Annotated in this window: 3 protein-coding genes and 2 pseudogenes; 2 read left to right on the forward strand and 3 right to left on the reverse strand. The window is 75.8% G+C overall.

The window, feature by feature from the left end; all coding sequences use genetic code 11:
- Window positions 1–952: 952 nt before the first annotated feature.
- A pseudogene (locus SSBG_RS11810) lies at window positions 953–1,954 on the reverse strand (SAM-dependent methyltransferase); the annotation flags it as partial.
- A gap of 122 nt (window positions 1,955–2,076) precedes the next feature.
- Complete coding sequence (locus SSBG_RS11815) at window positions 2,077–3,219, reverse strand: NADH-quinone oxidoreductase subunit D (protein ID WP_037869532.1); 1,143 nt, start codon at window positions 3,217–3,219, stop codon at window positions 2,077–2,079.
- Window positions 3,220–3,331: 112 nt separating this feature from the next.
- Between SSBG_RS11815 and SSBG_RS34540 the strand changes: the two genes are divergently transcribed.
- Together SSBG_RS34540 and SSBG_RS11825 are read left to right on the forward strand one after the other, a co-directional pair.
- The gene (locus tag SSBG_RS34540) at window positions 3,332–3,964 is read left to right on the forward strand and encodes a PH domain-containing protein (RefSeq protein WP_420790338.1); all 633 of its coding nucleotides are present in this window, start codon (window positions 3,332–3,334) and stop codon (window positions 3,962–3,964) included.
- An 86-nt stretch (window positions 3,965–4,050) separates the two neighbouring features.
- A complete protein-coding gene (locus SSBG_RS11825; RefSeq protein ID WP_008746370.1) occupies window positions 4,051–5,487 on the forward strand; it encodes a PH domain-containing protein in 1,437 nt (478 codons plus the stop codon).
- Between the two features lie 118 nt (window positions 5,488–5,605).
- On the opposite strand, the pseudogene SSBG_RS34545 reads toward SSBG_RS11825, so the two are convergent.
- Window positions 5,606–5,935: pseudogene (locus SSBG_RS34545) on the reverse strand (hypothetical protein); the annotation flags it as partial.

The following is a 5,935-nucleotide window of genomic DNA, read 5'->3' on the forward strand; positions in this document are numbered from 1 at the left end:
CTCACTGGCCAGCCCTGCTCCCGCCCCTCGAAGCACCGTGCTCTCCCCCACCACCGGTCATCCCCACCGGCCGCCCCGGCCCGCAACGGCCAAGCGCCACCCACGCTGCCGGGACCGCACCCCCGTCGGGAGAACCGCGACCCCATCGGCGGACCGCTCCCCATCCCCACTGGCCCGCCCCGCTCCTGCCTCTCGCAGAACCCCGCTCCCCCGCCGCCCACCACCGGTCATCCCCACCGGCCACCCCAGCCCGCAACGGCCAAGCGCCCCCCTTACTGACGGGACCGCGCCCATCGGCCGCACCGCGACCCCATCGGCCGGACCGCTCCTCACCCCCCTGGCCCGCCCTGTTTCCGGTCTTTGCAGACCAACGCTCTCCCCCGCCACCCACCACGGGGCATCCCAACCGGCCGTCCCCGCCCTCTACCGCCAGGCGCCACCCGCGCCGACGGGACCGCGCCCCCGTCGGCCGCACCGCAATCCCATCGGCCGGACCGCACCGCGCCCTCTCATCAGCCCGCGTTCTCCCCGCCACGGCCGCCCCCACCCGCTATGGCCAGGAGCCCCCTCCGTCGGACGGACAGCGCCCCCCTGGCGGGACCACGACGGCACGGTCACGGAGCAGCGCCCCCTCCGGCCAACGGGCAGCGTCCTTTTCGGTGCCCGCCCCTGCCCCTCGACCCTCCCCGCTCAGCCCTCGGTCTCGCCGCCTTCCCCCACCCCTCTCCCCGGACGTGTGGCCCGGCCCCGCGCCCCCGACAGCTCCCACCTCGCCAGCGCCTTCCCCTCCCGCGAACAGCTCAGCCAGCCCCGGAGCCCCTCGCAGACCCGGCTCCGCCCCGCCCGAGCCCGCCACCCCCGGCGCCACACAACCACCGACCCCCAGGCCCACGCCCGTCACCACACCACCGGCACCAGAACCCGCACCAGAACCCGCACCCGCACCCAGGTCCACCCCCACCCCCTGGAGGAGCCACCCGAAGCCGCCCAGTCCGGCCGGGTCGGTCAGTTCGCCCGCTTCTCCGGCCCCGGCGAGGGCTCGTAGGTAGGCGGCCGGGTCGGTGCTCGCGAGGGAGAGGGGTGGGCGGCCGCCCGTGATGCCGAGTGCGCGGAGGGCTTCGCGCTGGCGGGTGAGGACGGCGGGGCCGTGGTGGGCTGTCGCGGCGGCGCAGGCGTCGAGCGCGACGTGGGCCGTGAGGTCCGTCGTGCCGTCCGGTACGGGGGCGACCTCGCGTCCGGCGCGGAAACCGGTGAGGGTGCCGAAGGCGGGGCGGGCGTGCGCGACGTGGGCGTAGTCCACGGCGACGGCCAGGCCGCGCCCGAGGCAGGAGACGGCCGCGGCCCAGGCCGCGTCCCGCCCCGTACCCGGCTCGGCACGGGTCCCGGCCTCCCGCGCCCCCGTCACCCCGTGAGGGCCCGCGCCGTCCGCCCTGTCCGTGGTCGGGCTGTCCGGCGGCCACCAGCGCGCCAGCCAGTCCGCGTCCGTGCCGGTCACGGGTTCGCCGAGTCGTTCGGTGCCGTCCGGGGCGACCAGGACGAGGCGTGCCACGCCCTCCGTGTCCGTTTCCACGACGTCGACGGGTACGTTGTCCAGCCACTCGTTGGCGAAGAGCAGGCCGGTGAGGCCGTGGCCGGGCAGTTCCTCGCCCCAGCCGATACGCGGGTCGAGCCCCTCGGGCCGCGGCGCGCGCTCGACCCCGTGGGGCCGCAGCCGCGCCGCCGTCTTCTCCGGGAGCGCGGCGAGGACGCCCGTGAGGAGTTCCCCGCGTCCCGCGCCGATGTCCACGAAGTCCAGCACGGGCGGGCCGCCGAGCACCGCGTCCACCTCGGTCAGGAGACGGGCGACCGCGTGTGCGTAGCGGGGTGAGGCGTGCACGGAGGTGCGGAAGTGCGCGGCGGGTCCCGGGCCGGCGGAGCGGTAGAAGCCGCCCGGGCCGTAGAGAGCCGTGGCCATGGCTTCGCGCCACGGGAGCCACGGACGCGGCCACGGGAAGTTCGGTACGGGGGCGGCGGGTCGAGCGGTCACACGCGCACCCTAGCCAGGCCCGTCACCCTGCCCGTCCCGGCCTCGCCCCCCTACTTGTCGATGTCCCCCACCACGAAGAACAGCGATCCGAGGATCGCCACCATGTCCGCGACCAGCGTTCCCGGGAGCAGTTCGGTCAGCGCCTGGATGTTGTTGAAGGACGCCGAGCGGAGCTTGAGGCGGTACGGGGTCTTCTCGCCCTTCGACACCAGGTAGTAGCCGTTGAGGCCGAGCGGGTTCTCGGTCCAGGCGTAGGTGTGGCCCTCGGGTGCTTTCAGCACCTTCGGGAGGCGCTGGTTGACCGGGCCCGGGGGCAGCTCGGCGAGGTGGTCGAGGCAGGCTTCGGCGAGGTCGAGGGAGTTGTGGGTCTGGTCGAGGAGGCACTCGAAGCGGGCGAGGCAGTCGCCCTCCTCGCGGGTGACGACGCGCAGCACGTCCTGGAGTTCCCCGTAGGCGAGGTACGGCTCGTCGCGGCGCAGGTCGAAGTCGACGCTGGAGGCGCGCGCGATGGGCCCGCTCACCCCGTACGCGTGCACGGCGCGCGCGGAGAGAACGCCCACGTCGCGCGTCCGGCCGCGGAAGATCTCGTTGCCGAGGACGAGCCCGTCGTAGTCGGGCATCCGCTCGCGGACGCGGGCGAGCGCCGTGCGGACGCGGCCCGGCCAGCCGAGCGGGATGTCCTCCTTGAGGCCGCCGACGCGGTTGAACATGTAGTGCATCCGGCCGCCGGAGACCTCCTCCATGACGGCCTGGAGCTCCTCGCGCTCGCGGAAGGCGTAGAACATCGGCGTGATGCCGCCGAGTTCGAGCGGGTAGGAGCCGAGGAACATCAGGTGGTTGAGGACGCGGTTGAGTTCGGCGAGGAGGGTGCGCAGCCAGACGGCGCGCTCGGGGACCTCCATGCCGAGCATCCGCTCGACGGCCATGACGACGCCGAGCTCGTTGGAGAACGCGGAGAGCCAGTCGTGCCGGTTCGCCAGCATGATGATCTGACGGTAGTCGCGCGCCTCGAAGAGTTTCTCCGCGCCGCGGTGCATGTACCCGACGACGGGTTCGGCGCTCACGATCCGTTCGCCGTCGAGCACGAGCCGCAGCCGCAGCACGCCGTGCGTGGAGGGGTGCTGGGGGCCGATGTTCAGCACCATGTCGGTGCTCTCGGCCGCGCCGCCAATGCCGATCACGGTCTCCGTCATGGTTGCAGTCTCTCGCACCTACGCTGGACGCATGGAGACGGGGACGCGCCCGGGCGCGGACGACGGCACGACGCGCGGCAGTGACACGGGCCGCAGCGACACCACGGGCCCGATCGGCGACCCCACGGGCCCGGCGGGCGACGGCGAGCGCACGCGCGAGAACGGCGGCACTCCCCCATCGGTCACCACTCCCCCAGCGGTCACCACACCCTCACCGGTCACCACACCTCCGCCCCTCGGCGCATCTCCACCCGCCGCCCCGCCCCTCGACGCGCCCGCGTCCCCCGCGCCCTGGCTCCGGCTCCCCCGCCAGGTGCTCGCTCTGCGCCGCCTCCTCCTCTCGCTCTGCACCGTCCCGCCCGCGCTCCTCGTGGCCGGGCTGGCCGGCTGGCTCGCCGGGCCGGTGTGGGGGCTCTTCGCGCTGCTGCCGCTCGCGGTGCTCGGCTGCGGCTGGGTGCTGCTGGCGCGGAACTGGCGCTCGTGGGGCTACCGCGAGCGCGCGGACGATCTGCTCCTCGCGCGGGGGGTGCTGTGGCGGCGCGAGACGATCGTCCCGTACGGGCGGATGCAGCTCGTCGAGGTGACCTCGGGACCGGTGGAGCGGCGGTTCGGGCTCGCGAGCGTGCAGTTGCACACCGCAGCCGCGGCGAGCGACGCCTGCGTGCCGGGGCTCCTGCCTGCGGAGGCGGAGCGGCTGCGGGACCGGCTCACCGCGCTCGGCGAGGCCCGATCGGCGGGCCTGTGAGCGGCACGGCGGGGCTGCCGGGCGACCCGTACGAGGACGCCCGCGAGAACCCGTACGGGGCGATACCTGCGGGCGCGCACGAAAACATGCCCGCCCCCGCCACCACGGGCACAACTGCCGCCATAGACGCCGCAGCCGCCTCGCCCACCGCACCCCTCCTCGCCTCCGCACCCGCCTCGCCCGCCGCGCCCCTCCCGCCCTCCGCACCCTCCGAACTCGCCGCGCCCCCCACCCCGCTCCCCCACCCCGAGCGCCGTCTCCACCCCTTCACCCCCCTGCGCCGGGCCTGGGCGCCGGTCGCGGTGGTGCTCGGCTGGGCGGTGCACGATCCGAACGGGGCGTACCGGCAGCTCTCGGCGCTCGCGACCGGCACCCTCGTGCTCGCGAGTCTCGGCGTGATCCTCGTCGCCTGCGTTTACGGGGTGCTGAGCTGGTGGGTGACGTGGTTCGCGGTGACGGAGAGCGAGTTGCGCATCCGTTCCGGGGTGCTGTTCCGGCGTACCGCGCACATCCGGCTCGACCGGCTCCAGGCGGTGGACGTGACGCGTCCGCTGCTCGGGCGGCTCGCGGGGGTCGCGAAGCTCAAGCTCGACGTGGTGGGCACGAAGTCGAAGGACGAGCTGGCCTACCTCGCCGAGCCGGAGGCGCGGGCGCTGCGCGCCGAGTTGCTGGCCCGGGCGGCGGGGGGCGTGGTGCGGGGTCCCGGGGAGGCGGAGCGGCGGGTGCTGTGGCGGGTGGCGCCGGGGCAGCTCGCGGGGTCGGTGCTGCTGAGCGGGGGCCTGTGCGGTTCGCTGCTCGTCACGGCCTTCGTGTCGTGGCTGCTGTGGACGGCCTCGCACAGCCCGTGGTCGATCGCCGTGACGGCGGTGCCGATCCTGGGCGGCGCGGCGGCGAAGCTGTTCCGTACGTACGCGAACGCCTACGACTGGACGGTCGGTGCGTCCCCGGACGGGCTGCGCCTGGACCACGGGCTCCTGGAGACGGCGCACGAGACGGTGCCGCCGGGCCGGGTGCAGGCGGTGCGGCTCGTCCAGCCGCTGCTGTGGCGGCTCCTGGGGTGGGTACGGGTCGAGCTGCACGTGGCGGGCTCGCAGAACTCGGTGCTGGTCCCGGTCGCGCCGTACGCGGAGGGCCGGGCGCTCGTGGCGCGGGTGCTGCCGGGTGCGGGGGTGCCGGAGCCGGTCCGGCCCCCGGCCCGCGCGCGCTGGCGTCTCGCCTGGTGGTGGCGGGGCCAGGGCCTCGCGGTGGACGGGCACCTCTTCGTCGCGCGGCAGGGGGTGCTGCGCCGTACGACCTCGCTGGTGCCGCACGCGAAGGTGCAGAGCGTCCGCTTCACGCAGGGGCCGTGGGAACGCGCCCTGGGCCTCGCCTCGCTCGCCGTCGACCATGGCGCGAACCGTACGGTCCGGGTCCGGGCGCGCGCGGCCGGTGAGGCCCGCGCCGTCTTCCACGCCCAGGCCGACCGCTCCCGCACGAGCCGCCGGGCGTCCGCGCGGGTGGAACCGCGGCCCGGACGAGGCTGAGCCCGCGCGGGCCTGGTTCCTCGCGTACGGGGACGGTTGCGGCGGACAGGAGGCGGGCCGGCCGTGGCGGGCGCGGGCGGGCCCGGCCTCCCGGGACGTCCCGCTGTCCGCCGGAGGCTCAGGCTCCCATCGCCTGGCGCAGTCCGCCGTTCGTCGAGTTGTTCCGTCTCGTCGTGTGCCGTGAGGTCGATGACCTCCTCCGTCGCGGCGGCCTCGGCCGTTTCCTCGCCCACGACGTCGGCGAGGTCCGCGTCCTGCACGGCCTCGCGGACGGCGGCGGGCACCTCGGCCGGGTGGCGGGCCGGGGCGGCGGCGCTGTGCGTGCCGAAGAAGTCGAAGCTGCCCTGCGGGACGGGGCGGCGCGGCGCGGGGGCCGGGCCGAAGGCCGAGGCGGCGGCGATCTGGCGGCGCGCGGGCGGCACGGCGCCGGGGGCCGTCCCCGGGTGGG

Origin of the sequence: Streptomyces sp. SPB074, assembly GCF_000154905.1 — a bacterium.
Lineage (GTDB): Bacteria > Actinomycetota > Actinomycetes > Streptomycetales > Streptomycetaceae > Streptomyces.